Raw genomic sequence first — 25033 nt, forward strand, 5'->3', positions numbered from 1 at the left:
CGCCCGCGGGCTCGAAGCCGGTGGTGCGGATGGTGATGACCTTCACCGCGTCGCGCGAGCGCACGGTCTGGATCGCGTTGCCGGCATAGACCGGGCGGTCGAACGACCCGTCCTCGTGCACCGCCAGCACGTCGGGCACGATCATCACGTCCAAGAGCGCCGCGACGCGCGGCATGACGTTCTTGGCGTCGGTGGTCGCGGGCGCCGCGATCACCTCGAAGCCCTCGGCCATCTGCGCCACCAGCGCCGCGACCGGCTCGGCCAGGCGGTGGCTGTAGAGCGCGTCCTCGGCGCAAAGGACCTTCGAGACACCCTCGAGCGTGGCGGCGGCCTCGGCCGCGCCCTTGGCCTTGGCGCCGACGCAGAGCAGCGTCACCTCGCCGAGCTGCCTTGCGGCGCTGAGCGCGCGCGCGGTGGCGTCGCGGTTCAGCTCGCCATCGGTGACCTCGGCCAGAAGCAGGACAGCAGCCATCACACCACCCCCAGATCTTTGAGTTTCTCGACCAGCTCGTCGACCGAGCCGACCATCATGCCGCCCTGCCGCGCCGGCGGCTCGGCGGTCCTGACCACCTCGAGCCGCGGCGAGACGTCGACGCCGTAATCTCCGGCCGTCTTCTCGTCCAAGGGCTTCTTCTTGGCCTTCATGATGTTGGGCAGCGACGCATAGCGCGGCTCGTTCAGGCGCAGGTCCACGGAGACGATCGCCGGCAGCTTGACCGAAATGGTCTGCAGGCCCCCATCGACCTCGCGCGTCACCTGCGCGTGCTCGCCCTCGATCTTCACCTCGGAGGCGAAGGTGGCCTGCGACCAGCCCAGGAGCGCCGAGAGCATCTGCCCGGTGGCGTTCATGTCGTTGTCGATCGCCTGCTTGCCGCAGAGCACCATCTGCGGCTGCTCCGCCTCGACCACCTTGGCGAGGATCTTGGCGACGGCGAGCGGCTCGATGTCCTGCTCCGGCGCGTCGGCCGCGACCACCAGGATCGCCCGGTCGGCACCCATCGCCAGAGCCGTACGCAGCGTTTCCTGCGCCTGCTTGACGCCGATCGAGACCGCGATCACCTCGGTGGCCACGCCGGCCTCCTTCAGGCGGATCGCCTCCTCGACCGCGATCTCGTCGAACGGGTTCATCGACATCTTCACGTTCGCCAGATCGACGCCCGTGCCGTCGCCCTTGACGCGCACCTTCACGTTGTAGTCGATCACCCGCTTCACGGGGACTAGGATCTTCATCTCCACCCTCTCCTGTCGGACTTTCGGAGAATTGGTAGCGTGGCCGATCCGGGGGTGACAGGGCCAAACCGACCATTCGGGCCAAGGCGACGTCGCGTTACGCGCACGTCAACGGCCCGCGGGGGCACCGCGGGCCGGGTCGAATGGCACTGCCGGATGGAATCGGGCGGTCAGGCCGCCCGCGCGCTCACTTGCCCTTCGGCTTGGGCTTGCTCGCGCCGGGCTTCGCGCCCTTGGTCTGGTGGTCCTTCCCCTTGTCGGCCATGACGGCGTCCTTTCCTGTCAGAGGGTGCCGACAAACGCCGATCACCCCCTGCGGGTTGCGCCGCCTTGCGGGTAATTCAACCGACCTTCAGCACGATCTTGCCGATATGCTCCGAGCTCTCCATCCGGGCATGCGCCGCGGCGGCCTCGGCCAGCGGGAAGCTGCTGTCCATCACCGGGCCGATCCGGCCGGCCGACAGCAGCGGCCAGACCTTCTCGCGCAGTTCGCGCGCGATCGCGGCCTTGGCCTCGACCGATTGCGGCCGCAGCGTCGAGCCGGTCAGCGTCAGCCGCCGCACCATCAGCGGCGCGAGGTTGAGCGTCATCTGCGGCCCCTGCAGGAAGGCGATCTGCACCAGCCGCCCGTCATCGGCCAGCGCCTTGAGGTTGCGCGCCACGTAGTCGCCGCCGACCATGTCGAGGATCACGTCGGCACCGCCCTCGGCGCGCAGCACCTCGACGAAGTCCTCCTCGCGGTAGTTGATCGCCCGCTCGGCCCCGAGCCTCGTGCAGGCGGCGCATTTCGCGGCCGAGCCGGCGGTGGCGAAGACCCGCGCGCCGAAGATCCGCGCGAGCTGGATCGCCGTGGTGCCGATGCCCGAGGAGCCGCCATGCACCAGGAACCGCTCGCCGCCCTCGAGCCCGCCGCGCATGAAGACGTTGGACCAGACGGTGAAATAGGTCTCCGGCAGGCAGGCGGCCTCGCGCAGGTCCATGCCGTCGGGCACGGGCAGGCAATGCGCGGCGGGCGTCACCACCCGTTCGGCATAGCCGCCGCCCGGTGTCAGCGCGCAGACCGCGTCGCCCACCTGCCATTCGGTCACGCCCGGCCCCACGGCGGCGATGCGGCCCGCGACCTCGAGCCCCGGCAGGTCCGAGGCGCCGGGCGGCGGGTCGTAGGCGCCCGCGCGCTGCAGCGCGTCGGGGCGGTTCACCCCGGCGAAGGCCACCGCGATGGCGACCTCGCCATGGCCCGGCTCGGGGCGCGGGCGAGTGGTTTCGACCAGCATCTCGGGCCCGCCGGGGCGGGTGATCTCGACGGCTCTCATGGTCATCGGCGGGTGCTCCAGTGCCCGGGCAGGTCCATCGGCGGCTTGTGGCGCGGCGCGTGCACGCCCGAGAACAGGAAGGACAGCGCGCCGGTCACCGGCCGCAGCAGCACCGAATCGCGGGCCTTGGCCTTCACCTCCTCGATCCGCATCACGTCCTCGATGCGGCGGTCGATGAAGCCCCAGGTCGCCTGGTGGTCGAGGCTGTCGTCGCCCAGCCAGTAGAGCACCACGGACGCCCAGACGCCCGAAAGCGTCGCGCGCTTGGTGTACCAGTTCACGTCGTCCGAATCGTCGCCCAGCGCCGTCCAGATCGCGTCGGCCGTGCGCCACAGCAGCCGCGAGCCCTCGGCGGCGTGGGTCGGCAGCGCGAACAGCGTCGTGGCACGGCGCAGCGCCTCCTTGTCGGGGACCACCTCGATCCGGGTTCGGAGCGCGAAGGCCACCCGGTCGCGGTAGCGCATCGCCGACAGATCGGCGGCGCGCAGCCGCGCGGCCATTTCGGCATCGCTGCGGTCGTGCTGCGCCACGGCAAGGTCGATCGCGCCGCGCGGGCACAGCGCCCGGGCCTCGGATTCGAGCATGTCGGCGTCGCGGATCGCGGCGTGGAAGGCATGGTCGGACCAGCCGTCGAAGGCGACATGCGGCAGGACCGCGTCGATCAGCCGGTCGAGATCGGGGTCGATGCCGCCCGCCCCGCCCGGCTCTGAAGCATAGGGGTGTGTCATCCTCGTCTCCTCTCTGCCCCAGCCTAGACAGGCGGCCGGGGCTTTGCTATACGGCGCGCTCCTGCAATCCTGAAACTCCAGCTTAGAAAGGTGGTGAAAACCACATGCAGGTTAGCGTTCGCGACAACAACGTCGATCAGGCCCTCCGGGCTCTGAAGAAGAAGTTGCAGCGCGAGGGTGTGTTCCGCGAGATGAAGCTCAAGCAGCATTTCGAGAAGCCCTCCGAGAAAAAGGCGCGCGAGAAGGCCGAGGCCATCCGCCGTCAGCGCAAGCTCGCTCGCAAGAAGGCCCAGCGCGAAGGGCTTCTCTGAAGCACCGCGCCACGGCTTGAAAGACTGGAACCCCCGCGGGCCCGGCCCCTGGGGGTTTTTCCTTGCCCGGCGTCGGCTGCGCTCAGCCGGGCCGGCGCAGGTAGATCTCGGTTTCGGCGTCGGACAGCTCCGGATCCTTGGTGAAGCCCGCCTTCTGCAGCACCCGCGCGGAGGCCGGGTTGTCCCGGCCGACGCCGCCGGCCAGCATCACGGGATGCTCGCGGTCCAGCGTCGCGGCGAGGCCCGTGACCAGCTCCGTGGCATAGCCCCGCCCCCAGGCCGTTTCCGCGAAGAGATAGCCCAGATGGCACACCGCGGTCTCCGCCTCCCCGGTCATGAAGGCCAGGATCAGCAGCCCCACCAGCCGGTCCGTGTCGCGTTCGAGCACGAGCCCCACGTCGCTTTCCGCCGCCCGCGCCTCGATCCACGGGCCGATCTCCTCCGCCCCGTCCGACAGCCGCAGGGGCGGCGGCAGGTGACGCAGCACCCGCTCGGTCAGCAATTCTTCCAGCGCGGCCTGCAACGCCTGCCGGCGCGCCGGATCGGCGATGTCCGGCGTCCAGTCGCGCACCCGCAGCCGCTCGGTCTCGAAGCTTCGCATGCCGTGATCCCCTCCGCACTGCCCTGTCGCCGTCCTGTCGAGCCCCCATGCTGCCACGGCTTCATGCCGGTGCGAAACCCATGCAAGACCCCCCGCACCGATGGCGCCTGCGGACAGGCGGGCGGTTTCGCGCTAGACTGGCCCCGTCCCGCAACGCCCGGAGGTCACGATGAAACCTGTCATCCTGCTGGTGGGCCGCCTTCCCGGCGTGGTCGAGACCGTGGCGCGCGAGCTCGAGGACATGCCGGTCGAATGGCTCGGCGCGCATGACCGCGACGAGGTCGAGCGCCAGCTCGAGGCCGAGCCGGCCATCGCCTGCGTGGTGATCGGCGCCGGGCTCGACGACCGCATCCGGGGCGAGCTGATCGGCGTCGTCGCCGCGCGGCGGCCCGACGTCACGATCCACCTCAAGGACCGCGCCTCCGGGCCGGCCGGCATGGCGCCCTTCGTGCGGCGCGTCGTCGCCTCCGAGGTGCTGCGCTAGGCGCCGCTCACTCCACATCGCCTCTGCGTGATCGCACCGACCCGAACGGCGTCCCGCGCGTTGCCGCGTCAAGTTCAAACCGACGAGGAGGCATCATGCCCGGCAAACCGACCCCCGACACCGCCCTGCCCGAGATCACCCTGCCCAGCCTTGGCGGCGAGGAGATCACGCTGGGGCAGCCGCGCGAGGGCCGCGGCTGGCAGCTGGTCATCGTCTATCGCGGCCAGCACTGCCCGATCTGCCACAAATACGTCGAAGGGCTGGAAGGCCTGCTGCCCAAGTTCCACGACAGCGACATCGACGTGGTGCTGGTCTCTGGCGACGGCGAGGAGAAGGCGCGCAAGTTCGCCGACGACACCGGCACCAGCGCGCCCGTGGCCTACGGGCTCAGCGTGCAGCAGATGCTCGATCTCGGCCTCTACGTCTCCGACCCGCGCTCGCCGCAGGAAACCGACCATCCCTTCGCCGAGCCGGCGGTCTTCGTGATCAACCCCAAGGGCACGGTGCACATCGCCGACATCTCGAACGCACCCTTCTCGCGGCCCGACCTCGAAGGGCTGCTGAACGGGCTGAACTTCATCCGGGACAAGGATTATCCGATCCGCGGCACCAAGCTGGCCGCCTGATCTAGACCGACCTGCTGCACCCGGCGCGCCGTCTCCCCTCGGGGAGGCGGCGTTCTCATATCGGCAGGGCAGTGGTATGGCGCACCGTGCGCAGCGCGAAGCTGGACTGCATGGTCTGCACGCCGGGCAGCCGCGCGAGGTGGCGACGGTGGATCTGCGCGAAATCCTCGCTGTCACGCGCCACGACCTTGAGCAGGTAGTCCGCCGTTCCCGCCATCAGGTGACATTCCAGAACATCGGGGATGCGCGCCACCGCCGCCTCGAAGGCGTCGAGCAGCTCGTCCGCCTGCCCCGACAAGGTGATCTCCACGAAGACCGTGACCGGCCGCCCCATGCGGCGCGGGTCCAGCAGCGCCACGTAGCCCCGGATCAGCCCGTCGCGCTCCAGCCGCTGTACCCGGCGGTGACATGCCGAGGGCGAGAGGTTCACCCGCTCTGCCAGCTCGGCATTCGACAGCCGCCCCTGCCCCTGCAGCGCCGCGAGGATCGCACGGTCGATCCGGTCCAATGCCTCCATGCGCAAGATCCTTCGACGAAATAGCGCCCATGCGCGAGTTTCTGCGTTAAACTGCGCCCATGGGGACAGGATCTCGTCAGCAATTGCAAGCGCGATGCGCCAGCATCGACGCAAACAAGGAGGACCCCCATGCACATCGGATGCCCGACCGAGATCAAGCCGCAGGAATTCCGCGTCGGCCTGACCCCCAACGCCGCCCGCGAGGCCGTGGGCCGCGGCCATATCGTCACCATGCAGGCCGGTGCCGGCAACGGCGCGGGCTTCACCGATGACGACTACCGCGCCGCCGGCGCCCGCATCGCCGACACCGCCGAGCAGGTCTTCGCCGAGGCCGAGATGATCGTGAAGGTGAAGGAGCCGCAGGCCCCCGAGCGCGCCATGCTGCGCGCAGGCCACCTGCTCTTCACCTATCTCCACCTCGCCCCCGACCCCGAGCAGACCGAGGACCTCGTAAACTCGGGCGCGACCTGCATCGCCTACGAGACCGTGACCGACCGCAATGGCGGCCTGCCGCTGCTGGCGCCGATGTCCGAGGTGGCGGGACGCCTCGCGCCGCAGATGGGCGCCTGGACGCTGCAGAAGGCCAATGGCGGCCGCGGCGTGCTGATGGGCGGCGTGCCCGGCGTGACGCCGGCCAACGTCGTGGTGATCGGCGGCGGCGTGGTCGGCACCCATGCCGCGAAGATCGCCGCCGGCATGGGCGCGCGGGTGACCGTGCTCGACAAGTCGCTGCCGCGGATGCGCTATCTCGACGACGTGTTCGGCGGCCAGTTCCGCACGCTCTACGCCTCCGCCGGCTCGACCGCCGAGGCCGTGGCGCAGGCCGACATGGTGATCGGCGCGGTGCTGGTGCCGGGTGCCGCCGCGCCCAAGCTGGTGTCGCGCGAACAGCTTTCGACCATGAAGCCCGGCGCGGCGATCGTCGACGTGGCGATCGACCAGGGCGGCTGCTTCGAGACCTCGAAGGCCACCACCCACCAGGACCCGATCTACGAGGTCGACGGCATCATGCATTACTGCGTCGCCAACATGCCCGGCGCGGTGGCCCGCACCTCGACCCTGGCGCTTGGCAACGCCACCATGCCCTTCGTGCTGGCGTTGGCCGACAAGGGCTGGAAGCAGGCCTGCCTCGACGATGCGCATCTCGCCGAAGGCCTCAACGTCCATGCCGGGCAGATCACCAACCTCGCCGTCGGCGAGGGGCTGGGCCGCGAGGCGATCTCGGCGCAACAGGCGCTGCTGCGCTGAGCCGGAACACGACCCGGGCCCGGACCGGGCCTTGAAACGAAAACGGCCGGCGCGAGACCCTCGCGCCGGCCGTCGTCATTGATGGTCTCGTCGTGTCAGGCGGCGGCCTTCGTCACCTCCGGCACGCGCTCCAGCGCCGCCTCGATCGCCTCGTCGCGCGCCTCCGGCGACATCGCGGTGCCCTCGACCCGCAGCACCGTCACGTCGGTGATGCCGATGAAGCCCAGCACCTGCCGCAGATAGGGCTCGACGAAGTCGGTCGCGCCGTCATGCACCCCGCCCGAGGCATAGACCACGATGGCGCGGCGGCCGCCGGCCAGCCCCTCGGGGCCGGTCTCGGTGTAGCGGAAGGTGCGGCCGGCGACGGCGACGCTGTCGATCCAGGCCTTGAGCTGGTGCGGGATCGCGAAGTTGTACATCGGCGCGCCGATCACCAGCGTGTCGGCGGCGTAGAGCTGCTCGATCGGGTCGCCGTCGAAGGCGGCCTCGCTCGCGGCATCGGCGAGATCGCGGCGCAGAACCTCCTGCGGCCCTTCGGCCAGCAGGTGCTCGACCACGGCGGCGGTGAGTTGGCGGGACACCGAGTTCTCGCCGAGGATGGAGGAGTCGATGTGCAGGATGGTCATGGGGGAGGCCCTCAATTCGATGATGGAAAGCACCTATGGGCGCGCAGCTCCGGAATGAACTCCGAGAAAACGCACAGATCCCATTCGCCGTCTCACAACCGCGTCAGGCGGCGTCGCCGCGCTTCAGCAGGTCGCGGATCTGGGTCAGCAGCTCTTCCTGCGTCGGCCCCTTGGGCGCGTTCGGCACCGGCTCGCCGCGCTTCACCGCGGCGTCCTTGATCCGGTTCACGCCGCGGACCAGCAGGAACACCACCCAGGCGATGATCAGGAAGTTGATCACGGCGGTGAGGAAGGCGCCGTAGGCGAAGACCGCGGCACCGCTTTCGCGCGCCACCTCCAGCGAGGTGCCCGCCGGGACATCGCCCGAGAGCACGACATACATCGAGGTGAAGTCGATGCCGCCGAGGATCAGCCCGATCACCGGGTTGATCAGGTCGTGCACGAGGCTCTGCACGATCGCGGTGAAGGCCGCGCCGATGATGATCCCGACGGCGAGATCCATGACGTTGCCCTTGGCGATGAAGCTGCGGAATTCGCTGAGCATGTCTGCCCCCCGTTATGGCGTTCGCGCACAGGGGTAGCGCAGCAGCGGCACCGCGAGACAGCTTCCATCGCGCGAAAGCCGCATTAGGTGTCGGGACGACCACACCCAGACGGGACAAACGACATGACCGACCTCTCCGCCTTCCCGATCACCCGCAGATGGCCGCCGAAGGATCCTTCGGTGATCCAGCTCTACGCCTTCCCGACGCCGAACGGCCAGAAGGTATCGATCGCGCTGGAGGAGCTGGGCCTGCCCTACGAGCCGCATCTCGTCACGTTGAAGGACGCGGACGTGAAGAGCCCGGAGTTCCTGTCGCTCAACCCCAACAACAAGATCCCCGCGATCATCGACCCGAACGGCCCGGGCGACGCGCCGCTGCCGCTGTTCGAGAGCGGCGCGATCCTGATCTATCTCGCCGAGAAGGCCGGCAAGCTGATCGGGCGCGATGCCGCCGAGCGGCATCAGGTGATCCAGTGGCTGATGTTCCAGATGGGCGGCGTCGGCCCGATGTTCGGCCAGCTCGGCTACTTCGTGAAGCTCGGCGGCAAGGAGATCGAGGATCCGCGCCCGCGCGAGCGCTACGTGAACGAGGCGAAGCGTCTGCTGGCGGTGGTCGACAGCCAGCTCGAGGGGCGCGACTGGCTGGTGGGCGAGTTCTCGATCGCCGACATCGCCATGGCGCCATGGCTCAACGCGCTCGACTTCTACGGCGCGAAGCACCTTGTCGGTTGGGACGAGCTGAAGAACGTGCCGGGCTATGTCGAGCGGTTCTACGCCCGCCCGGCCGCCGCGAAGGGCCGCCGCATCCCGAACCCGGAGGGCTGAAACGGCAAGGGGCGGGCCAGCGGCCCGCCCCTTTCATTCGTTCGGAGGCCCGGTTCAGCCGCGCAGCTCGCCGCCGGTCGCCTTGGCCACCTTCTCGACGATCTTCGCGCCCACCGCCTCGATCTCCTTCTCGGTCAGCGTCTTCTCGGTCGGCTGCAGCCGCACCGTGATCGCCACCGACTTGCGACCTTCGCCCAAGCTACCGCCCTGGAACTGGTCGAACACCCGCACATCCGCGATCAGCGCTTTGTCCGCACCCTGCGCCGCGTTCACCAGCGTCAGCGCCTCGACCCCGGCATCGACCACGAAGGCGAAGTCACGCTCGACCGGCTGCAGCGCCGGCGGCGTGAAGGCCGGGCGGGCGGCGCCGTTCTGGCGCGGCAGCGGCACTTCCTCGGGCCAGAGCACGAAGGCCACGGCCGGGCCCTTCACGTCGAGCGCCGCGAGCACCTTGGGGTGCAGCTCGCCGAAAACGCCGAGCACCTTTTTCGGGCCGAGGCAGATCCGGCCGTGCCGGCCCGGATGCCACCAGCCCTCGGCCCCGCGCAGGATCTGCACCTTGGCCGGCGCGCCCATCGCGGCCAGCACCGCCTCGGCATCGGCCTTGGCGTCGTAGATGTCGACCGGGCGCGACGCGCCATGCACGTCCTTCGGCCCGGTGCGCCCCGTGAGCAGGCCCGCCACGCAGAGCCGCTGCTCGCCCGGCTCGCCGCCCCAGAAGACGTGACCCGCCTCGAACAGCGCGAGATCCCCCTGCCCGCGCGCCTGGTTGCGGGCGGCCGCGCGCAGCAGGCCCGGCAGCAGGTCGGGGCGCATGTGGCTCATCTCGGACGAGATCGGGTTCTCGAGCTTCGAGGCGTCCGAGCCGCCGCCGAACAGTTGCGCCGCCTCGGCGTCGATGAAGCTGTAGGTGACGCATTCGTCGTAGCCGATGGCCGCCGTGGTGCGCCGCGCCTTGGCGAGACGCGTCTGCATCGGCGTCAGCACCGGCTGCGCCACGCCCTCGGGCCGCGGCAGCGGCACGCCCTTGAGCTTCGACAGCGAGGCCACGCGCGCGACCTCCTCGACCAGGTCCGCCTCGCCCTGGATGTCCGAGCGCCAGGCCGGGACATGCGCCATCTCGCCGTCGAGCCGGAAGCCCAGCCGCTCGAGCGTCTGGCGCTGTTCCTTGGCCGGGATGTCCATGCCCACGAGCTTGGTCACACGCTTCGGGTCGTGCCGGTAGGCGCGCGAATTGTCCGGGGTGGAGCCCGCGATCACCATCTTGGAGGCGTCGCCGCCGGCGTGGTCGACGATCATCCGCACCGCGATCTGCAGGCCGGTGGTGACGAAGTCGGTGTCGATGCCGCGCTCGAAGCGCTGGCGCGCGTCCGAGTGGATCTTCAGCGCCCGGCCGGTCAGCGCGATCTGCACCGGGTTCCACAGCGCGCTCTCGACGAAGACGTTGGTGGTCTCCTCGGTCACGCCGGTGTCCGCGCCGCCCATGATGCCCGCGAGGCTCTCGACGCCGTTGTCGTCGGAGATCGCGATCATGCCCTTCTCGAGCGTGTAGGTCTTCTCGTCGAGCGCGGCGAAGCTCTCGCCGCCTTCGGCGCGGTGCACCAGCAGGTTCCCCGCCACCTTGTCGGCGTCGAAGACGTGCAAGGGGCGGTTCAGGTCGTAGGTGACGTAGTTGGTCACGTCGACGAGGAAGCTGATCGGGCGCAGGCCGATGGCGCGCAGCCGGTCCTGCAGCCAGTCCGGCGAGGGGCCGTTCTTCACGCCGCGGATCAGCCGGCCGGCGAAGATCGGGCAGCCGTCGCGGGTGTCGGCGGCGATCTCGACGCCGACGGGGCTGTCATACCCGCCCGGCACCGAGTTGACCTCGAGCGGCTTGAGCGTGCCGATACCGCGGGCCGAGAGGTCGCGCGCGATGCCGCGGATGCCGAGCGCGTCGCCGCGGTTCGGCGTGATCGCGATCTCGATCACCGGGTCGACCTTGGCGGGGTCGTTCTCAGCCAGCCAGTCGGCGAAGCCCTGGCCGACCTCGCCAGAGGGCAGCTCGATGATGCCCTCATGCGCGTCGCCCAAGCCCAGCTCGCGCTCCGAGCACATCATGCCGTGGCTCTCGACGCCGCGGATCTTGCCGACGCCGATGGTGAAGTCGGGGCCGGGCACGTAGGTGCCGGGGCGCGCGACGACGACGGTGATGCCCTGCCGCGCGTTGGGCGCGCCGCAGATGATCTGGTCCTCGCCGCCGGGCAGGTCGACGCGGCAGACCTGCAGCTTGTCGGCGTCGGGGTGCTTCTCGGCCGCGACCACCTTGCCGAGCACGAAGTTCTTCAGCTGCTCGGCCGGGTTCTCGACGCCCTCGACCTCGAGCCCGAGATCGGTGAGCGCCTCGGCGATCTCGTCCACGGTCGCCGTGGTGTCGAGATGGTCCTTGAGCCAGGAGAGGGTGAATTTCATCCTTCGATCTCCAACTTTTTGGTAACAGGAGTCTGTTCCTGGAGAACAACCCTATCAAGAAACAGAACAGCCCTCTCAAATTGACTGGGCAGCAAAAACTCAAAAGAAATTATCACGGCAAATATGAATGCCGCGCCTGCGACTCCACTGACCAACAAACGAACAGTCCGGCCAATTCCCGCCTTGCCCCTTACCCTTTTAGAATACTCGCGAAGCAATATTGCCGAAAATTGATCGTCCGTTCCACGAACGACCCGAAGGCCGCCAAGAGGCCACAACGCTCTTTTAACAGCCAAATCGCCGAGGTTTATTGCCGCCATTCCTTTTGCCAGCGCAGAAACGAACGAACAGATAGCCAACAAAAAAGTCAGAACGATGAGCACTCCTAGCACCTTCAGGTCCTTCGGAAGTTCATCAATGGTACTTAGCACATACGAGCCCAAAGCTAGAAGTGCCGACACGCCACCTACACCAGCGAGCAATTTCCCTGTGAGCTTAGAAAAGCCTACCGTCGCACCCTCTACTTGAGCATTAGTAGCAGTATAGTGGTCTCCGAGCAGATTCCTCCATACAAAATGGGTTTTACTGCCGGAATCCATTAGAAAGTCTGCCAGAGTTTTAATTTCTTCCTGTTCGACTTCACCTTGGGCGACTTCATTTGGTTTTTGACTCGGAGCAGAAGATCTAGGCATCATACCGTCTCCGCTCTCAGCGTCGGCACGTCGAGCGCCGCAAAGCCGTAATGGCGCAGCCAGCGCAGGTCGCTCTCGAAGAAGGCCCGCAGGTCGGGGATGCCGTATTTCAGCATCGCCAGACGGTCGATGCCCATGCCGAAGGCGAAGCCCTGGTACTTCTCGGGGTCGATGCCGGCGTTCTTCAGCACCTTGGGATGCACCATGCCGGAGCCCAGCACCTCGAGCCAGTCGTCGCCCTCGCCCACCTTCACGGTGCCGTCCTGCCAGCTGCACTGGATGTCGACCTCGGCCGAGGGCTCGGTGAAGGGGAAATGCGAGGCGCGGAAGCGGGTCTTCACCTTGGTGCCGAAGAAGGCCGAGAGGCTTTCCTCCAGCACCCATTTCAGATGCGCCATGGTGATGTCCGTGCCGATGGCGAGGCCCTCGATCTGGTGGAACATCGGCGTGTGGGTCTGGTCGTAATCGGCGCGGTAGACGCGGCCCGGGCAGATGATGCGGATCGGCGCGCCGTTCGCTTCCATCGAGCGGATCTGCACCGGCGAGGTGTGGGTGCGCAGCACGTGCGGCGGGCGGTTATCGCCGGGCGCGCGATGCGTGTAGAAGGTGTCCATCTCGGCGCGGGCCGGGTGATGGCCGGGGATGTTGAGCGCGTCGAAATTGTACCAGTCGCTCTCGACCTGCGGGCCTTCGGCGACCGAGAAGCCCATATCGGCGAAGATCGCGACGATCTCCTCGGTGACCTGGCTGATCGGATGGATGCTGCCCTGGCGCGCGGGGCGCGTCGGCAGCGTCACGTCGAGCCACTCGGTCTGCAGCCGCTTCTCCAGCGCCGCGTCGGCGAGCGAGGCCTTGCGCGCGGCCAGCGCGTCGGCGATCTCGGTCTTGAGCGCGTTGAGCTTCGGGCCCTTTTCTTGGCGCTCTTCCGGGCTCATGCCGCCCAGCGTCTTCATCAGGCCCGAGATCTCGCCCTTCTTGCCCAGCGCGCGCACGCGCAGATCCTCGATTCCGGCCTCGTCGCCGGCCTCGGCGATCAGCCCCAGATACCTGTCCCGAAGATCGTCCATGTCGTCACCCTTTTCCATCGGTCCGGACTACCACCCCGGCCCCGAAACGCAAGAAGCCGCGCGGCCCGTCGGGGGCGGCGCGGCTTCCTCAGATCTTGTCGCTCAGGGCCTTCAGGCCAGAGCGGCGCGCGCCTTGTCGACGATCGCGCCGAAGGCCTCGGGCTCGTGCACCGCGAGATCGGCCAGAACCTTGCGGTCCACCTCGATCCCGGCAAGGGCCAGGCCGTTGATGAAGCGCGAATAGGTCATCGCCTCGTCATGCGCGCGGACGCCGGCGTTGATCCGCTGGATCCACAGGGCGCGGAAGTTGCGCTTGCGGGTCTTGCGGTCGCGGGTCGCGTACTGGTTGGCCTTGTCGACGGCCTGCTTGGCGACCTTGAAGGTCCGCGAACGGCGATCGTAGTAGCCTTTCGCCTGGTCGAGGATCTTCTTGTGACGGCGATGGGTGACGGTACCACCTTTGGTGCGGCTCATGTCCTGACCTCCTTAGCGCGCGTAGGGCATCATCGGCTTGATGATCTGCTCATCAGCCTTGGCGAGGACCGTGGTGCCGCGGGCGTCACGGATGAACTTGTTGGTGCGCTTGATCATGCCGTGGCGCTTGCCCGCCTGGCCGGCCTTGATCCGGCCGGAGGCCGTCACCTTGAACCGCTTCTTGCAGCTCGACTTCGTCTTCATCTTGGGCATTTCCATCTCCCTTCCGGAACGGTGGTGGGACCGCGCGCCTCGGCATGCCAAGAAGGCCGGACTCGCGGGATGAGCGCGCCGTATATGCGGCGCGCGGGCGTTAGGCAAGGGATGAAGTGCAAGCGCGCCCGCGCATGGTCCGCGGCGGCTTCACGCCACGCGAGTCGCGACAGGCTTGATGCAACCCGCGAGCCGGCTTACCGAGCAAGGCTGGCGGCGTGCCCTCGCGGCAGGCCCCAACCCGCCCCTTCACCGGACCGTCAAATGCTGCTGCGGCTCCTGCGTCTCCTGCTCCTGACCGGCGCCCTGCTCGGCGTGCTGCTGCCGCAGGCCTCGGCGGCGCTGGCGACGTTCGACCCGTTCGGCCTCAGGGCGGTGGTGATCTGCACAGGGCACGGGCTCGAGACGCTGGTGCTCGACCGCGACGGCAACCCGGTCGAGCGCAGCCCCGGCCCGCCGCATCACTGCCTTCTGCTCGACGCCACCGACACGGCGCGCCCGCCGGTGCTGCCGGTCCCGGCCGAAACCGTGCCGGCGGTGCGAATCGGCGCGGCCCACGTCGCCCCGATCGTGCCGGCGCGCGCCGCGCATGACGCGGCCCCGCGCGCACCGCCGCGCGCCTGACGCCGCTTCTCCGATCGACAGCTTGACCCGCCGGTCCGCCGGACCGGCCCGATGAAGGTATGTTCCATGCCCCACCGCTTCGCGGCACCGCGCCCCTGCGCCCTGCCCTTCCGCGCCGTCGCGCGCATCCCCCTGCCCGGCCCCGCGGCCGCCTGACCCGAGAATCTCGATCATGGTCGCAATCGACACCCACCCGCCCGCCGATCCGGGCCGCCGCGCCCGGCTCTACCGCGCCGTCTGGCGCTGGCACTTCTATGCCGGGCTCTACGTCATCCCGTTCTTCCTGATGCTGGCCATCACCGGCATGGCGATGCTCTGGATCGCCTGGATCGACGGCCGCGACGGCGAGCGCAACGCCGTCACCCCCGGCGAGGCGCCGCTGCCGCTGTCGCAGCAGGCCGAAGCCGCGGCCGCGCTCTGGCCCGAGGGCGAGCTGGCGCAGTACATCGCCCCGCGCGCCGACGATCTCGCGGCGCTGTTTCGCGTGAACACCGCCGACGGCCCGATGCTGGCGGTGGTCGACCCCTACACCGCCGAGGTGATCGACGCCTTCCCGCGCCGCAGCGGCTGGTACGATCTCTTCGAGAACCTGCATGCCGAGCTGATGATCGGCGTGACCGGCGACCGCATGATCGAGATCGCCGCCTCGCTCGGCGTCGTGCTGCTAGTGACCGGCCTCTACCTGTGGTGGCCGCGCGACGGGCGCGGGCTTCGGGCACTCGTGCCGCGGCTCGGGGCGCGCGGGCGCGCGCTGTGGCTGTCGCTGCACGCCACGGTCGGGATCTGGATCTCGGTGGCGCTGCTGTTCTTCCTGATCTCCGGCCTCGCCTGGGCCGGCATCTGGGGCGGCATGATGGTGCAGGCCTGGTCGAGCTTCCCGGCCGGCAAGTATGACGGCATCCCGGTCAGCAGCCTCGACCACGCCAGCCTGAACGACGGCGGCAAGGAGGTGCCATGGGCGCTCGAGCAGACGCCGCTGCCGGCCTCCGATCCGCATGCCGGCCATGGCGGCGGCATGGCCGCGCCGGCGCCGCAGGGCGGCCCCTCGGCCGGCGCCATGCCCGGTCTCGACCGCGTCGACGCCTTCGCCCGCGAGATCGGCTTTCAGGGGCGCTACCAGCTCAACCTGCCCAAGGGCGAGACCGGCGTCTGGACGCTCAGCCGCGATTCCATGAGCACCGACAGCCCCGACCCGACCAGCGACCGCGTCGTCCATCTCGACCGCCACTCGGGCGACCTGCTGGCCGATGTCCGCTTCGCGGACTACTCGCTCATGGGCAAGGCCATGGCGGTGGGCATCGCGCTGCACATGGGCACGCTCGGCCTGTGGAGCGTGCTGGCCAACAGCCTCGTCTGCCTCGCGGTGATCTTCCTGTGCCTGTCGGGCGTCGCGATGTGGTGGAAGCGCCGCCCCGCGGGCAGCCTGCGGCTCGCCGCGCCGCCGGCGCCGCGCGACATGCCGCAGTGGAACGCGGCGGTGGCGGTCGCGCTGGCGCTGTCGCTGGCCTTCCCGCTCGCCGGCGTGACGCTGGTGGCGGCGCTGCTCTTCGACGGTCTGGTGCTGCCGCGGCTGCGCCCGGCCCGGCCCGGCACCGCCTGAAACGCGAAAGGCCGGGCACATGCCCGGCCTTTCCACATCCGCGCCCCTCGGGGCGCAGGGCTCACTCGGATTCGGCCGAGTAGATCAGCCGCTCGGCGCAGGGCGCGACGCGCAGGATGTTGGTCGAGCCCGGCGTGTTGAACGGCACGCCGGCGGTGACCACGATCATGTCCGCCTCGGTCGCGAGACCCTGCTCGCGCGCGGCGCGCGCCGCCGCGACCACCGCCGCCTTGAAGCGGTCGACCTCGCCGGTGATGACGCAGTTTGTGCCCCAGGTCAGGCAGAGCCGGCGCGCGGTGTTCTGCACCGAGGTCAGCGCCAGGATCGGCACGCGCGGCCGCTCGCGCGCCACCAGCGAGGCGGTGGTGCCCGATTGCGAGAAGCAGCAGATCGCCTTGACGTTGGTGGTTTCGGCGATCTCGCGCGCCGCGGCGACGATGCCGTCGGCGACCGAGTTGTGCGTCACCTTGCGCGAGCTTTCGATGATGTCGCGATAGGTCGGGTCGTGCTCGACCTCGTCGGCGACGTTGTCCATCGTCGCCACGGCCTGCACCGGGTACTGGCCGGCCGCCGATTCGGCCGAGAGCATGATCGCGTCGGCGCCCTCGTAGATCGCGGTCGCCACGTCAGAGACCTCGGCGCGGGTCGGCATCGGGCTCTCGATCATCGATTCGAGCATCTGCGTCGCCACGATCACCGGCTTGGCGGCGGCGCGGCAGCGGCGCACCAGCTGCTTCTGGATCGGCGGCACGTTCTGCACCGGCAGCTCGACGCCGAGATCGCCGCGCGCCACCATGATGCCGTCGGAGGCCGCGAGGATCTCCTCGAAGGCCTTCACCGCGGCGGGCTTCTCGATCTTCGACAGGATCGCGGCGCGGCCCTTGCAGAGCTGGCGCGCCTCCTCGACGTCGGCGGCGCGCTGCACGAAGCTCAGCGCCAGCCAGTCGACCCCGAGATCGCAGACGAATTCGAGGTCCTTGCGGTCCTTCTCCGACAGCGCGGCCAGCGGCAGCACCACGTCGGGCACGTTCACGCCCTTGCGGTTCGAGATGGTACCGCCGACGACCACTTCGCAATCGGCGAAGTCGGGGCCGCACTCCTTCACCCGCAGGCGGATCTTGCCGTCGTTGACCAGCAGAGAGGCGCCCGGCTCGAGCGCGTCGAAGATCTCCTTGTGCGGCAGGCGCACGCGGGTGGCGTCGCCCTCGGCCTCATCAAGGTCGAGCCGGAAGGCCGCGCCTTCGACCAGCTCCTCCTCGCCGTTGGCAAAGGTGCCGACGCGCAGCTTCGGCCCCTGCAGGTCCGCGAGGATGGCGATCGGCGAGCCGAGATCCGCCTCGACCTGGCGGATGATCTCGTGGCGGGCCCGGATCTCGGAATGCTCGCCATGGCTCATGTTGAGGCGGAACACGTCCGCCCCGGCCTCCACGAGGGCGCGGATCACCTCGTAGGTGCTCGACGCCGGCCCCAGCGTGGCCACGATTTTCACATTGCGATGGCGCTTCATCAGGTGGATCCTCTCGACTGGCCCCATGGACGCGATAGATGTGTGACAGGCGGCTGGCGGTCCCGTTACCGCTACCAACGCCGGTTCGGGCGCCTTATCGCCCAGAATCGCCGGTCTCACAACTGGCGTGCCACAGAAGTTAGGGACAGCGAGAGGGATCGCCACACCATATGTCGTCAGAAGCCTACCGCACCGTCGGCGAGGGGCGCGGATCGCGCTGGCTCGTCACCTGCGACCACGCGAGCAACCACGTGCCCGGCTGGGTCTCGGGCGGCGATCTCGGCCTGCCCGCCTCGGACATGGCGCGCCACATCGCGTGGGACGTGGGCGCCGCGGGCGTCACCGAGGCGCTGGCCGAGCGGCTCGACGCGCCGGCGGTGCTGTCGTGCTTCTCGCGGCTGGTGATCGACCCCAACCGCGGCGAGGACGACCCGACACTGGTGATGAAGCTCTATGACGGCTCGATCGTGCCGGGCAACCGCCATGCCGGCCCCGAGGACGTGGCCGAGCGGATCGAGCGGCTGCACCGCCCCTATCACGACGCCTACGAGGAGATCGCCGCGCGCCGCGACGACACGGTGGTGGTGGCGATCCACAGCTACACGCCGCAGCTGCGCGGCCGCCCGCCCCGGCCCTGGCAGGTGGCGGTGCTGCACAGCCACCATGATTCGCGCCTCGCCCGCCCGCTGATCGCGCGGCTGCGCGAGGAGGACGACCTGACGGTCGGCGACAACCAGCCCTACACGGGCCACCTGCCCGGCGATTCGATCGACCGCCACGCGCTGCGGCCGGGGCGCGCCAACGTGCTGATCGAGATCCGCAACGACCTGATCGAGACCGAGGCCGGCCAGGTCGCCTGGGCCGAGCGGCTGGCGCCGATCCTGACCGAGACCCTCGAGACCACCGGACTGTGACGGAGGACGACATGAGCAAGATGGACGAGATCGACGACGCGACCCGCACCGAGATCGAGGCGGCGGCGTTCCGCAGGCTGCAAAGGCACCTGATGGAGGAACGCCCCGAGGTGCAGAACATCGACCTGATGAACCTCGCCGGCTTCTGCCGCAACTGCCTGTCGCGCTGGATGCAGGAGGAGGCCGCCGCGCGCGGCCACGAGATGTCCAAGGACGAGGCGCGCGAGGCCTATTACGGCATGCCCTATGCCGAGTGGCGCGAGAAGCACCAGCGCGAGGCGAGCGAAGAGGCGCGCGCCGCCTTCGACGCGGCGCAGAAGCACGAGGCGAGCGAGGGCTGAGCCCTCAGCCGTAGCGGCGCATCGCCTCCATCTCGAGCGACAGCCGCAGCTCCAGGTCGGCGAGGACGCGCATCTCTTCGCGGCGCGCCTCCTCGCCGGTCAGTTCGGCCAGCCGCGCCTTGGACTCGGCGATCTGCGCCTTAAGCGTCACCGCCTGCGGCTTGGCGCCCGATTCGCGCATCAACCGGTCGAGCACGGCGTCGCCGGGCATGTGCAGGTCGGGGATCGGCTTGCCCTTGCCGGGCAGGTCGTCGAAGGCGCCTTCCCTCTCGGCCTTGGCGATGGCCTGTCCGATCAGGTCGATCAGCGGGTGGTCCATGACGAAGCCTCCTGTTCTCAGAGCGCCGCCTTGCGGCTTTCCTCCAGATAGATCTCGCGCAGCCGGCTTGCCACCGGGCCCGGCACGCCTTCGCCGAGCGTCATGCCGTCGATCTCCACCACCGGCATCACGAAGGTCGAGGCCGAGGTGATGAAGGCCTCGTCGGCCTGCTTGGCCTCCTCGATGGTGAAGGCGCGCTCCTCCACCTTCATCTGCGATTCGCGGGCGAAGCGCAGCACCGCGTTGCGGGTGATGCCGTGCAGGATCTCGTGGCCGAGATGACGGGTGACGATGGTGTTGCCCTTGACGATGTAGGCGTTGTTCGAGGTGCCCTCGGTGACGTGGTCGTCCTCGACCATCCAGGCGTCGTCGACCCCCGCGGCCTTGGCCATCATCTTGCCCATCGAGGGGTAGAGCAGCTGCACCGTCTTGATGTCGCGCCGGCCCCAGCGGATGTCGGGGATCGAGATGACGCGGATGCCCTCCCTGGCCTGCGGACTGTCGGCGAGGCCGGGCTTGCTTTGCGTGAACAGCACCACCGTCGGCTCGGTCTCGGCCGGCGGGAAGGCGAAGTCCCGGTCGCCCGGCGCGCCGCGGGTGACCTGCAGGTAGATCATCCCGTCCTCGATCTCGTTGCGCGCCACCAGCTCGCGGTGGATCTCGAGCAGCGCCTCGTCCTCCATCGGCTTGCGGATCTGCAGCTCGTGCAGGCTGCGCTCCAGCCGCTTGGCGTGGCCCTCGAAGTCGATCAGCTTGCCGCCGAGCACCGAGGTCACCTCGTAGACGCCGTCGGCCATCAGGAAACCGCGGTCGAAGATCGAGACCTTGGCCTCGGTTTCGGGCAGGTATTCCCCGTTGACGTAGACGGTGCGGGTCATGGCGCTCTCCTCGTGGCTGGCGCGCCCCTTCTGCCGCAAGGTGACGCGCTCCGCCAGAGCGGTCAGCCCCAGAGCGCGGATTCGGCCGGGTGCAGCCCCTCGCCGTCATGGCGCATCGGCGGCTCGCGGTCGGCGGCGAGCAGCAGCGGCCCGTCGAGATCGACCACCTCCGCGCCCTGCGCCACCAGATGCGCCGGCGCCATGGCGAGCGACGAGCCGACCATGCAGCCGACCATCACGCGGAAGCCCTCGGCCCGAGCCGCGTCGCGCAGGGCCAGCGCCTCGGTCAGCCCGCCGGTCTTGTCGAGCTTGATGTTGGCCATGTCGTAGCGGCCGCGCAAGCCGGGCAGCGAGGCGCGGTCGTGGCAGCTTTCGTCGGCGCAGACCGGCAGCGGCCGGGCGACGCCCTCCAGCGCCGCGTCCTCGCCCGCGGGCAGCGGCTGCTCGACCAGCGCCACGCCCAGCCGCAGCAGGTGCGGCGCGAGCTCGGCATAGGTCGCGGCGGTCCAGCCCTCGTTGGCGTCGACGATGATGGTCGATCGGGGCGCGCCGCGGCGCACCGCCTCGAGCCGGGCCATGTCGTCGGGCGTGCCGAGCTTGATCTTCAGAAGCGGCCGGTGCGCCTCTTCGCGCGCCCGCGCCTCCATCGCCTCGGGCGCGTCGAGCGACAGGGTGTAGGCGGTGACGAGCGGCTTCGGGGCCTCGAGCCCCGCCAGCTTCCAGACCGGCACGCCGGCGCGCTTGGCTTCGAGATCCCACAGCGCGCAATCCACCGCGTTGCGCGCGGCGCCGGCGGGCAGCGCCTCCTGCAGGCTGCGGCGGTCGATGTCATGCGGCAGCGCCTCGATCTGCGCGCGCACGCTTTCGAGGCTCTCGCCGTAGCGGGCATAGGGCACGCATTCGCCCTGCCCCGCCACGCCGTCGCGCGCCACCCGCACGCTCAGCACATGCGCGGCCATGCGCGAGCCGCGGCTGATGGTGAAGGCACGCGCCAGCGGAAAGCTGTCGTCGAGCACCGTGATGGTCATGCCGCCCTCCAGCGCCAGATGCCGGCCTCGTCGGTGTGCCGCACCGCCCGCCCCTGCGCCACCAGCGCGTTCAGGTGCCCGAGCGCCTCGCCCAGCGCGAGGCCGTAGACGTCGCGCGTGACCGAGCGGCGGAACAGCGGCGCGAAGCAGTCGGAGGCGGCGCGCGGCACGGCGATATGCCGCTCCAGCCGGTCGAGCGCCTCGCGATGGCCCTGCGCCATCTGCGCCAGCCGTTCGGGCAAGCCGCGATAGGGCCGCTTGTGGCCGGGCAGCACGAAATGCCGCGCCTCAGCGAAGCGCGACAGCCGATCGCAGGCGGCGATCCAGTCGCTCACCGGGTCGTTCTCGGGCTCGGTCGGCTGCACGCCGAGATTGGGGCTGATGCCGGGCAGAAGCTGGTCGCCACCGATCACGAGGTCGTCGTCCGCGCTCCAGAAGGTCGCATGCTCGGGCGCGTGGCCCTCGCCCATGCGGATGGTCCAGTCGCGCCCGCCCATGCGGATCGTGCCGCCCTCGCGCAGACGGGTGTAGCCCAAGGGCAGCGGCGCGACCCAGTCGGCGAAGTTGAAGGGCCTCTCGGTGCGGCGCTGCGCCAGAAGCTCCGGGTCCATCCCGGCGCGCTTCCAGAAGGCCAGCGTCTCCTTGGTGGGCAGGCTCTGCTCGTCCAGAAGCAGCATCCGCGCCAGCAGGTAGCCGGTGCGCGGCATCAGGAGTTCCGCGCCGAACTTCGCCATCAGCCAGCCGGCAAGCCCGACATGGTCGGGGTGGTGATGCGTCACCACCACCCGCCGCACCGGTTTGCCGCCGAGCGGGCCGGCAAGCAGCGCCTCCCAGACCTCGCGGATGGCCTTGGTGTCGAGCCCGGTGTCGATCACGCTCCAGCCGTCGCCCTCGTCGAGCGCGTAGAGGTTCACGTGGTCGAGCGCCCAGGGCAGCGGCAGGCGCAGCCAGAACACCCCCGGGGCGATCTCTGCGGCTTCGCCCGGTGCGGGCGGCTCGTGGACCTCGGCGGTCCGGGCGGTGGCACGATCGGTCATGCCCCCGACATGCCGCAGCGCGGGCGCGGCGGCAAGCCGGGGCGCGCGGGCGTCAGACCCCGAGATCCTCGGCCCCGAGCGCCATGACGCTGCCCGCGCCCGCGCGCAGCGCGGCGAGATGGGCGGCGTGCTCGGGCAGCATCCGCGCGATGTAGAAGGCGGCGAGCCGCTTGCGCTTGCCGTCGCCCGCCATCGCGGCGCGCAGGTGCATGTGCCCGCCCAGAACCCGCGCGAAGGCGCGCAGATAGGCCAGCGCCCCTGCGAAACGCTCGGCCGGGTCGCGCGCGAGCAGCCAGTCGGTCGCCTCGCGCAGCGCCTCGGCGGCCTGCCAGACCGGCTCGGCCAGGTCGGGCAGCGAGCCGCGCGCCGCCTCGGCCCCGGCCTCGATCTCGTCGAGCAGCGCGAAGGCCGCCTCGCCGCCATCCATCAGCTTGCGGCCGACGAGGTCCATCGCCTGGATGCCGTTGGTGCCCTCGTAGATCGCGGTGATGCGGACGTCGCGCAGGAACTGCGCCGCGCCGGTCTCCTCGATGAAGCCCATGCCGCCATGCACCTGGATGCCGAGATCGGCGACCGAGATGCCGGTCTCGGTGCCGTAGGCCTTGGCGATCGGCGTCAGGAAGGCGGCGCGCGCCCGCGCAGCAGAGCTGTCGTCGGCGCGGCCCATGTCCATCGCCCTGGCGCAGGCCAGCGCGATGGCACGCGCGGCGAAGGTCTCGGCCCGCATCCGCGCCAGCATGCCGCGCACGTCGGCATGTTCGACGATCGCGCCCGAGCCGCCGGCCTTGCCCTGCTTGCGGTCCATCGCATAGGCCAGCGCCGCCTGCGTCGCGGCCTCGGCCACGCCGATCGCCTGGCCGCCGACGCCGAGGCGGGCGTTGTTCATCATGGTGAACATCGCCGCCATCCCGGCATGCGGCTCGCCCACCAGCCAGCCGGTGGCGCCGTCATATTCCATCACAGCCGTGGGCGAGCCGTGGATGCCCATCTTGTGCTCGAGGCTGACCACGCGCAGCGAGTTGGCCTCGCCCGGCTTACCGTCGGCGTCGGGGATGTATTTCGGCACGAGGAACAGGCTGATGCCCTTGGTGCCCGGCGCGCCGTCGGGCAGCCGCGCCAGCACCATGTGCACGACGTTGTCGGAAAAGTCGTTGTCGCCCCAGGTGATGTAGATCTTCTGGCCGCTGATCGCGTAGGTGCCGTCGCCCTTCGGCTCGGCCTTGGTGCGGAGCGCGCCGACGTCGGAGCCGGCCTGCGGCTCGGTCAGGTTCATCGTGCCGCACCATTCGCCCGACACCAGCTTGGGCAGGTAGAGCGCCTGCAGCTCGGGCGAGGCGTGGTGCTCCAGCGCCTCGATCTCGGCCTGGGTCATCAGCGGGTTGAGCTGCAGCGCCAGGCAGGCGCCGCCCATCATCTCGTTCACCGCGGTGGTCACGGTCATCGGCAGCCCCATGCCGCCATGCTCGGGGTCGGCGGCCATGCCGACCCAGCCGCCATCGGCGATGGCGCGGTAGCCCTCGGCATAGCCGGGCGAGGTGCGCACCACCCCGTTCTCGAGCTTCGCCGGGGTCAGGTCGCCGGCGCGGTTCAGCGGCGCCAGCACGCTGTCGCACATCTTGCCGGCCTCGGTCAGGATCGCGCTCACCATGTCGGGCGTCGCCTCGGCGTAGCGCTCGGTGGCGGCGACCGCGTCGAAACCGACCACGTGGTCGAGAATGAAACGGAAATCGTCGACTGGGGATGTATAGGGCATTGCGGGTCTCCTCCGACGCGTGGCATTCGGAAGGCCGGGCGTCATTTCTCCTCGGCGCAGAGCCTGATACGGTGCCCGGGAACCGATCAAGCCCGAACGCCACGTCATGACCAGACACCTCGATGCCGACGATGCAGGCCTGCGCCGCGCCGCCCAGATGCTGCGCAGGGGCGGGCTCGTCTCCTTCCCGACCGAGACCGTCTACGGGCTCGGCGCCGACGCGACCGACGACACCGCGGTGGCGCGGATCTACGAGGCCAAGGGCCGGCCGAGCTTCAACCCGCTGATCGTGCACCTGCCCGATGCCGAGGCGGTCGAGGCCTATTGCGTGATGACCGAGGACGCGCGGCGGCTGGCCGGGGCCTTCTGGCCCGGCGCGCTGACGCTGGTGCTGCCGATCCGCGCCTATGCCGGGATCTCCAAGCTGGTGACGGCCGGGCTCGACACTCTGGCGGTGCGGGTGCCCGACCACCCCGTCGCGCAGGCGATCCTGCGCGAGACCGCGCGCCCCGTGGCCGCGCCCTCGGCCAACCCCTCGGGCCGGGTCAGCCCGACCACGGCGCAGCACGTGATCGCGGGCCTTGCCGGCCGGATCGAGGCGGTGGTCGATGGCGGGCCCTGCGGCGTCGGCGTCGAATCCACCATCGTCGACTGCAGCGAGGACGAACCGGTGCTGCTGCGCGCCGGCGGGCTACCGGTCGAGGCGATCGAGGCCTGCCTCGGGCGGGCGCTCGGCCTCGGCCCGGTCGCGCCGTCGACCGCGCCCAGCGCGCCCGGCCAGCTGGCCTCGCATTACGCGCCCAGCGGCAGCGTGCGGCTCGACGCCACCGAGACCGAGCCGGGCGAGACCTATCTCGGCTTCGGCGCGCTCGGCGCGGACATGAACCTCTCGCCCAGCGGCGATCTGGTCGAGGCGGCGGCGAACCTGTTCTCCTGCCTGCACCAGCTCGACGCGATGGGGGCCGAGCGGATCGCCGTGGCGCCGATCCCCGATCACGGGCTCGGCCGGGCGATCAACGACCGGCTGCGCCGGGCGGCGGCACCGCGCGACTGACGGTCGCGAAGGGGAAATCGCGCCCGCCCCG

General features: G+C 69.9%; 28 protein-coding genes and 1 pseudogene. 10 read left to right on the forward strand and 19 right to left on the reverse strand.

What is annotated here, in order from left to right:
- From BLT43_RS16380 to BLT43_RS16395, 4 genes and pseudogenes are all read right to left on the reverse strand, one after another.
- Nucleotides 1-472, reverse strand: a pseudogene (locus tag BLT43_RS16380) (electron transfer flavoprotein subunit alpha/FixB family protein); the annotation flags it as partial.
- Nucleotides 472-1230: an electron transfer flavoprotein subunit beta/FixA family protein gene (locus BLT43_RS16385; protein ID WP_090114394.1), complete on the reverse strand. Its 759-nt coding sequence runs from the start codon at nt 1228-1230 to the stop codon at nt 472-474. The pseudogene BLT43_RS16380 and the gene BLT43_RS16385, both read right to left, overlap by 1 nt.
- Nucleotides 1231-1571: 341 nt before the next feature.
- The gene (locus BLT43_RS16390) at nt 1572-2549 is read right to left on the reverse strand and encodes an NAD(P)H-quinone oxidoreductase (RefSeq protein ID WP_090114632.1); all 978 of its coding nucleotides are present in this window, start codon (nt 2547-2549) and stop codon (nt 1572-1574) included.
- Nucleotides 2546-3271: a COQ9 family protein gene (locus BLT43_RS16395; RefSeq protein ID WP_090114634.1), complete on the reverse strand. Its 726-nt coding sequence runs from the start codon at nt 3269-3271 to the stop codon at nt 2546-2548. Before BLT43_RS16395 ends, BLT43_RS16390 begins: the two co-directional genes overlap by 4 nt.
- Before the next feature lie 104 nt (nt 3272-3375).
- On the opposite strand from BLT43_RS16395, the gene rpsU reads away from it, so the two are divergent.
- The gene (gene rpsU, locus BLT43_RS16400) at nt 3376-3582 is read left to right on the forward strand and encodes a 30S ribosomal protein S21 (RefSeq protein WP_007255353.1); all 207 of its coding nucleotides are present in this window, start codon (nt 3376-3378) and stop codon (nt 3580-3582) included.
- 82 nt (nt 3583-3664) lie between these two features.
- On the opposite strand, the gene BLT43_RS16405 is transcribed toward rpsU, so the two are convergent.
- Nucleotides 3665-4183, reverse strand: coding sequence for a GNAT family N-acetyltransferase (locus tag BLT43_RS16405; RefSeq protein ID WP_090114636.1), 519 nt, complete (start codon nt 4181-4183; stop codon nt 3665-3667).
- Between the two features lie 169 nt (nt 4184-4352).
- On the opposite strand from BLT43_RS16405, the gene BLT43_RS16410 reads away from it, so the two are divergent.
- Together BLT43_RS16410 and BLT43_RS16415 are read left to right on the forward strand one after the other, a co-directional pair.
- Nucleotides 4353-4667 (forward strand): hypothetical protein, encoded by a 315-nt coding sequence (locus BLT43_RS16410; RefSeq protein WP_090114638.1) that lies wholly within the window; start codon nt 4353-4355, stop codon nt 4665-4667.
- A 95-nt stretch (nt 4668-4762) separates the two neighbouring features.
- Complete coding sequence (locus tag BLT43_RS16415) at nt 4763-5293, forward strand: peroxiredoxin-like family protein (protein ID WP_090114640.1); 531 nt, start codon at nt 4763-4765, stop codon at nt 5291-5293.
- A gap of 55 nt (nt 5294-5348) precedes the next feature.
- Here the strand turns inward: BLT43_RS16415 and BLT43_RS16420 are convergent, their stop codons facing one another.
- Nucleotides 5349-5810: an Lrp/AsnC family transcriptional regulator gene (locus tag BLT43_RS16420; protein ID WP_090114641.1), complete on the reverse strand. Its 462-nt coding sequence runs from the start codon at nt 5808-5810 to the stop codon at nt 5349-5351.
- A gap of 129 nt (nt 5811-5939) precedes the next feature.
- On the opposite strand from BLT43_RS16420, the gene ald reads away from it, so the two are divergent.
- Nucleotides 5940-7058, forward strand: a complete 1119-nt coding sequence (gene ald / locus BLT43_RS16425) for an alanine dehydrogenase (RefSeq protein WP_090114643.1) — start codon at nt 5940-5942, stop codon at nt 7056-7058.
- Nucleotides 7059-7153: 95 nt separating this feature from the next.
- On the opposite strand, the gene BLT43_RS16430 is transcribed toward ald, so the two are convergent.
- Nucleotides 7154-7684, reverse strand: coding sequence for an FMN-dependent NADH-azoreductase (locus tag BLT43_RS16430; protein WP_090114644.1), 531 nt, complete (start codon nt 7682-7684; stop codon nt 7154-7156).
- Between the two features lie 103 nt (nt 7685-7787).
- Complete coding sequence (gene mscL, locus BLT43_RS16435; protein WP_090114645.1) at nt 7788-8228, reverse strand: large conductance mechanosensitive channel protein MscL; 441 nt, start codon at nt 8226-8228, stop codon at nt 7788-7790.
- 123 nt (nt 8229-8351) lie between these two features.
- Between mscL and BLT43_RS16440 the strand changes: the two genes are divergently transcribed.
- Nucleotides 8352-9053, forward strand: a complete 702-nt coding sequence (locus BLT43_RS16440) for a glutathione S-transferase family protein (RefSeq protein ID WP_090114646.1) — start codon at nt 8352-8354, stop codon at nt 9051-9053.
- 54 nt (nt 9054-9107) lie between these two features.
- Here the strand turns inward: BLT43_RS16440 and pheT are convergent, their stop codons facing one another.
- The 5 genes from pheT to rpmI all read right to left on the reverse strand — a co-directional run bounded on the left by pheT (nt 9108) and on the right by rpmI (nt 13947).
- On the reverse strand, nt 9108-11501 hold the full coding sequence (gene pheT, locus BLT43_RS16445) for a phenylalanine--tRNA ligase subunit beta (RefSeq protein WP_090114647.1): 2394 nt from the start codon (nt 11499-11501) through the stop codon (nt 9108-9110).
- Nucleotides 11498-12193, reverse strand: a complete 696-nt coding sequence (locus BLT43_RS18980; RefSeq protein ID WP_131802683.1) for a hypothetical protein — start codon at nt 12191-12193, stop codon at nt 11498-11500. The genes pheT and BLT43_RS18980 overlap by 4 nt, the downstream gene beginning before the upstream one ends.
- Complete coding sequence (pheS, locus tag BLT43_RS16450) at nt 12193-13260, reverse strand: phenylalanine--tRNA ligase subunit alpha (RefSeq protein ID WP_090114648.1); 1068 nt, start codon at nt 13258-13260, stop codon at nt 12193-12195. The genes BLT43_RS18980 and pheS overlap by 1 nt, the downstream gene beginning before the upstream one ends.
- Nucleotides 13261-13371: 111 nt before the next feature.
- Nucleotides 13372-13734, reverse strand: a complete 363-nt coding sequence (gene rplT, locus BLT43_RS16455; RefSeq protein WP_090114649.1) for a 50S ribosomal protein L20 — start codon at nt 13732-13734, stop codon at nt 13372-13374.
- A 12-nt stretch (nt 13735-13746) separates the two neighbouring features.
- Nucleotides 13747-13947, reverse strand: coding sequence for a 50S ribosomal protein L35 (gene rpmI, locus BLT43_RS16460; protein WP_090114650.1), 201 nt, complete (start codon nt 13945-13947; stop codon nt 13747-13749).
- 264 nt (nt 13948-14211) lie between these two features.
- Between rpmI and BLT43_RS16465 the strand changes: the two genes are divergently transcribed.
- Nucleotides 14212-14571, forward strand: a complete 360-nt coding sequence (locus BLT43_RS16465) for a hypothetical protein (RefSeq protein ID WP_090114651.1) — start codon at nt 14212-14214, stop codon at nt 14569-14571.
- A 172-nt stretch (nt 14572-14743) separates the two neighbouring features.
- Nucleotides 14744-16171 carry a PepSY-associated TM helix domain-containing protein gene (locus BLT43_RS16470; RefSeq protein ID WP_090114652.1) on the forward strand — a complete coding sequence of 476 codons (1428 nt, stop codon included), beginning with the start codon at nt 14744-14746 and terminating at the stop codon, nt 16169-16171.
- 61 nt (nt 16172-16232) lie between these two features.
- On the opposite strand, the gene pyk is transcribed toward BLT43_RS16470, so the two are convergent.
- Nucleotides 16233-17678 carry a pyruvate kinase gene (gene pyk, locus BLT43_RS16475; protein ID WP_090114653.1) on the reverse strand — a complete coding sequence of 482 codons (1446 nt, stop codon included), beginning with the start codon at nt 17676-17678 and terminating at the stop codon, nt 16233-16235.
- Nucleotides 17679-17848: 170 nt separating this feature from the next.
- On the opposite strand from pyk, the gene BLT43_RS16480 reads away from it, so the two are divergent.
- Both BLT43_RS16480 and BLT43_RS16485 read left to right on the forward strand, forming a co-directional pair.
- Nucleotides 17849-18592 carry an N-formylglutamate amidohydrolase gene (locus BLT43_RS16480; RefSeq protein WP_090114654.1) on the forward strand — a complete coding sequence of 248 codons (744 nt, stop codon included), beginning with the start codon at nt 17849-17851 and terminating at the stop codon, nt 18590-18592.
- A gap of 20 nt (nt 18593-18612) precedes the next feature.
- Nucleotides 18613-18933 carry a DUF1244 domain-containing protein gene (locus BLT43_RS16485; RefSeq protein ID WP_242652333.1) on the forward strand — a complete coding sequence of 107 codons (321 nt, stop codon included), beginning with the start codon at nt 18613-18615 and terminating at the stop codon, nt 18931-18933.
- A 4-nt stretch (nt 18934-18937) separates the two neighbouring features.
- Here BLT43_RS16485 and BLT43_RS16490 read toward each other — a convergent pair whose 3' ends face one another.
- The 5 genes from BLT43_RS16490 to BLT43_RS16510 all read right to left on the reverse strand — a co-directional run bounded on the left by BLT43_RS16490 (nt 18938) and on the right by BLT43_RS16510 (nt 23948).
- Nucleotides 18938-19252 (reverse strand): DnaJ family domain-containing protein, encoded by a 315-nt coding sequence (locus BLT43_RS16490; RefSeq protein WP_090114656.1) that lies wholly within the window; start codon nt 19250-19252, stop codon nt 18938-18940.
- Between the two features lie 17 nt (nt 19253-19269).
- Nucleotides 19270-20130 (reverse strand): D-amino-acid transaminase, encoded by an 861-nt coding sequence (locus tag BLT43_RS16495; RefSeq protein ID WP_090114658.1) that lies wholly within the window; start codon nt 20128-20130, stop codon nt 19270-19272.
- A 62-nt stretch (nt 20131-20192) separates the two neighbouring features.
- Nucleotides 20193-21158, reverse strand: coding sequence for an N-acetyl-D-Glu racemase DgcA (dgcA, locus tag BLT43_RS16500; protein ID WP_090114660.1), 966 nt, complete (start codon nt 21156-21158; stop codon nt 20193-20195).
- Nucleotides 21155-22195, reverse strand: a complete 1041-nt coding sequence (locus BLT43_RS16505) for an MBL fold metallo-hydrolase (RefSeq protein WP_090114662.1) — start codon at nt 22193-22195, stop codon at nt 21155-21157. Before BLT43_RS16505 ends, dgcA begins: the two co-directional genes overlap by 4 nt.
- A 52-nt stretch (nt 22196-22247) precedes the next feature.
- A complete protein-coding gene (locus BLT43_RS16510; RefSeq protein WP_090114664.1) occupies nt 22248-23948 on the reverse strand; it encodes an acyl-CoA dehydrogenase in 1701 nt (566 codons plus the stop codon).
- A gap of 106 nt (nt 23949-24054) precedes the next feature.
- Here BLT43_RS16510 and BLT43_RS16515 point away from each other — a divergent pair, with 106 nt between their 5' ends.
- The gene (locus BLT43_RS16515) at nt 24055-25002 is read left to right on the forward strand and encodes an L-threonylcarbamoyladenylate synthase (protein WP_090114666.1); all 948 of its coding nucleotides are present in this window, start codon (nt 24055-24057) and stop codon (nt 25000-25002) included.
- The last annotated feature ends 31 nt before the right edge of the window (nt 25003-25033 follow it).

The organism is Limimaricola pyoseonensis (genome assembly GCF_900102015.1).
In the GTDB taxonomy this organism is placed as follows: domain Bacteria; phylum Pseudomonadota; class Alphaproteobacteria; order Rhodobacterales; family Rhodobacteraceae; genus Limimaricola; species Limimaricola pyoseonensis.

Bases quoted from the DNA above. Each gene is read 5' to 3' on its own strand.
- BLT43_RS16385 (WP_090114394.1), bottom strand. From the start codon at position 1,230: ATGAAGATCCTAGTCCCCGTGAAGCGGGTGATCGACTACAACGTGAAG.
- BLT43_RS16390 (WP_090114632.1), bottom strand. From the start codon at position 2,549: ATGACCATGAGAGCCGTCGAGATCACCCGCCCCGGCGGGCCCGAGATG.
- BLT43_RS16395 (WP_090114634.1), bottom strand. From the start codon at position 3,271: ATGACACACCCCTATGCTTCAGAGCCGGGCGGGGCGGGCGGCATCGAC.
- rpsU (WP_007255353.1), top strand. From the start codon at position 3,376: ATGCAGGTTAGCGTTCGCGACAACAACGTCGATCAGGCCCTCCGGGCT.
- BLT43_RS16405 (WP_090114636.1), bottom strand. From the start codon at position 4,183: ATGCGAAGCTTCGAGACCGAGCGGCTGCGGGTGCGCGACTGGACGCCG.
- BLT43_RS16410 (WP_090114638.1), top strand. From the start codon at position 4,353: ATGAAACCTGTCATCCTGCTGGTGGGCCGCCTTCCCGGCGTGGTCGAG.
- BLT43_RS16415 (WP_090114640.1), top strand. From the start codon at position 4,763: ATGCCCGGCAAACCGACCCCCGACACCGCCCTGCCCGAGATCACCCTG.
- BLT43_RS16420 (WP_090114641.1), bottom strand. From the start codon at position 5,810: ATGGAGGCATTGGACCGGATCGACCGTGCGATCCTCGCGGCGCTGCAG.
- ald (WP_090114643.1), top strand. From the start codon at position 5,940: ATGCACATCGGATGCCCGACCGAGATCAAGCCGCAGGAATTCCGCGTC.
- BLT43_RS16430 (WP_090114644.1), bottom strand. From the start codon at position 7,684: ATGACCATCCTGCACATCGACTCCTCCATCCTCGGCGAGAACTCGGTG.
- mscL (WP_090114645.1), bottom strand. From the start codon at position 8,228: ATGCTCAGCGAATTCCGCAGCTTCATCGCCAAGGGCAACGTCATGGAT.
- BLT43_RS16440 (WP_090114646.1), top strand. From the start codon at position 8,352: ATGACCGACCTCTCCGCCTTCCCGATCACCCGCAGATGGCCGCCGAAG.
- pheT (WP_090114647.1), bottom strand. From the start codon at position 11,501: ATGAAATTCACCCTCTCCTGGCTCAAGGACCATCTCGACACCACGGCG.
- BLT43_RS18980 (WP_131802683.1), bottom strand. From the start codon at position 12,193: ATGCCTAGATCTTCTGCTCCGAGTCAAAAACCAAATGAAGTCGCCCAA.
- pheS (WP_090114648.1), bottom strand. From the start codon at position 13,260: ATGGACGATCTTCGGGACAGGTATCTGGGGCTGATCGCCGAGGCCGGC.
- rplT (WP_090114649.1), bottom strand. From the start codon at position 13,734: ATGAGCCGCACCAAAGGTGGTACCGTCACCCATCGCCGTCACAAGAAG.
- rpmI (WP_090114650.1), bottom strand. From the start codon at position 13,947: ATGCCCAAGATGAAGACGAAGTCGAGCTGCAAGAAGCGGTTCAAGGTG.
- BLT43_RS16465 (WP_090114651.1), top strand. From the start codon at position 14,212: ATGCTGCTGCGGCTCCTGCGTCTCCTGCTCCTGACCGGCGCCCTGCTC.
- BLT43_RS16470 (WP_090114652.1), top strand. From the start codon at position 14,744: ATGGTCGCAATCGACACCCACCCGCCCGCCGATCCGGGCCGCCGCGCC.
- pyk (WP_090114653.1), bottom strand. From the start codon at position 17,678: ATGAAGCGCCATCGCAATGTGAAAATCGTGGCCACGCTGGGGCCGGCG.
- BLT43_RS16480 (WP_090114654.1), top strand. From the start codon at position 17,849: ATGTCGTCAGAAGCCTACCGCACCGTCGGCGAGGGGCGCGGATCGCGC.
- BLT43_RS16485 (WP_242652333.1), top strand. From the start codon at position 18,613: ATGGACGAGATCGACGACGCGACCCGCACCGAGATCGAGGCGGCGGCG.
- BLT43_RS16490 (WP_090114656.1), bottom strand. From the start codon at position 19,252: ATGGACCACCCGCTGATCGACCTGATCGGACAGGCCATCGCCAAGGCC.
- BLT43_RS16495 (WP_090114658.1), bottom strand. From the start codon at position 20,130: ATGACCCGCACCGTCTACGTCAACGGGGAATACCTGCCCGAAACCGAG.
- dgcA (WP_090114660.1), bottom strand. From the start codon at position 21,158: ATGACCATCACGGTGCTCGACGACAGCTTTCCGCTGGCGCGTGCCTTC.
- BLT43_RS16505 (WP_090114662.1), bottom strand. From the start codon at position 22,195: ATGACCGATCGTGCCACCGCCCGGACCGCCGAGGTCCACGAGCCGCCC.
- BLT43_RS16510 (WP_090114664.1), bottom strand. From the start codon at position 23,948: ATGCCCTATACATCCCCAGTCGACGATTTCCGTTTCATTCTCGACCAC.
- BLT43_RS16515 (WP_090114666.1), top strand. From the start codon at position 24,055: ATGACCAGACACCTCGATGCCGACGATGCAGGCCTGCGCCGCGCCGCC.